The sequence below is a fragment of the Roseomonas sp. E05 genome, assembly GCF_030063475.1.
GTDB lineage: Bacteria > Pseudomonadota > Alphaproteobacteria > Acetobacterales > Acetobacteraceae > Pseudoroseomonas.
The window spans coordinates 1-1,449 of the sequence record NZ_JASIRT010000086.1 but is presented as its reverse complement, the minus strand read 5'-3'; the positions used below and the strand labels follow the sequence as shown (position 1 = coordinate 1,449).

1 protein-coding gene is annotated in these 1,449 nt (G+C 68.3%); it reads right to left on the bottom strand.

Annotated features, from left to right (window positions below; genetic code table 11):
* Positions 1-199: 199 nt before the first annotated feature.
* On the bottom strand, positions 200-1,384 hold the full coding sequence (locus tag QMO56_RS26750; protein ID WP_283530686.1) for an IS701 family transposase: 1,185 nt from the start codon (positions 1,382-1,384) through the stop codon (positions 200-202).
* Positions 1,385-1,449: the final 65 nt, after the last annotated feature.

Genomic DNA, 1,449 nt, shown 5'->3' with positions numbered 1-1,449 from the left:
TACTACAGTTGCTGTTTACGGCGTGATCTGAGGTGGGCCACACGTGCGGCGGCCTGATGCTGCCGCCGCCAGAAGGACCACTCGAGCAGCAGTTCGCGTATGGGGGCGACGGCGAGCACGAGGCGGGCGAGCAGGTGCTTGATTTCGGGGGCTGAGAGCGGCGGCAGCTGTTCTGGCGGTTTCCGGCTTGGGCCTGGTCTCAGGCGGCCACGGCGACGGCTGGACTCGTTTCGTTCGGTTTGCTGGCTGCGCTGCGGACCAGTTCGGCACGGAGCCGTGCGAGGAAGGCCAGCGCTGCCATGCACAGCGTCATGTGGCGGTGCCACCCGTCCCAGGAGCGTGCCTCGCAATGATCGAGACCGAGTTCCTCCTTGGCGGTGCCAAAGCAAGTTTCGATGGTCCAGCGCAGCCCGGCCACGCCGGCCAGTTCGGCGAGCGTGGTCTCCATCGGCGCGAAGACGACGTAGTAGGCTTGGTCAGAGGCATCCCGCAGGCTGCGCCGGACCAGCAGCCAGTGGTCCCAGGGCGGCTCCTGCAGGCGCAGCAGGCGGACCCGCGCCCAGTCATAGAGCCGTGGTCCCTTTGCGCCCTCGCCAGCCGCATGACGATGCCAGGCGGATGAGGGCAGTGCAGCGGCGATCTCGGCCGCATCGCGGGTCGCGCAGTTTCCCTCCATGGCCATCAACCGCTCATTGCCGCGCACCGCGAGCACGTAGGGCTGCTCGCGCCCCTCCAGCATGACCCGCAGCCGCTTGTCCGATCCGTACAGCGCGTCGGCCAGCACGAAGGCACAGGGCAGCCTGGCATCAAGCGCGGTGGCAATCATGTCGCGCGCGATCGCGGGTTTGGTGGCAAACGCCACCTCCTCGGGCACGCCTGCCTTGGCGCGCCGGGCCCGATCCGCCGCCCAGGCCTCGGGCAGGAAGAGCCGCCGGTCGATCAGCGCCTGGCCGTAACGGCTGGCATAGGCCAGGAACACGCCGATCTGGCAATTCTCGATCCGCCCCGCCGTGCCGGAGTATTGCCGCCCCACGCCAGCGGAGTGCTCGCCTTTCTTGATGAAGCCGGTCTCGTCGACCACCAGCACCGTATCGCGGTCGGCCAGGGCCTCGACGGCATAGGCGCGCACCAGGTCACGGGCCGCCTCCGCGTCCCAGCGCCCCCGTCCCAGCACCGCCTGCAGCCGGTGCGGTCGGGCTTCGCCCGCGCGCTCGGCCAGCAGCCAACCCGTCTTGCGCTCGAGCCCGGACAGCAGCCCATCGAGATAATGCCCGATCGACTCCCGCAACTCGCGTCGCCGCACGGCCAGCCCAAGCCGATCCTTCAGCGCCGCAAGTTCCCGTTCCCACGCCAACAGCGATCCAGACCATGACGCCACAGACATCACCCAGCCTCCGCCTCCGCAGACGCCAAGTGAATCAGCTTAGCCAATAATACGCAACTGTAGTA

What these genes read in the sequence shown, in the direction of transcription:
- QMO56_RS26750 (WP_283530686.1), bottom strand. Translation starts at nt 1,384, where the DNA reads ATGTCTGTGGCGTCATGGTCTGGATCGCTGTTGGCGTGGGAACGGGAA.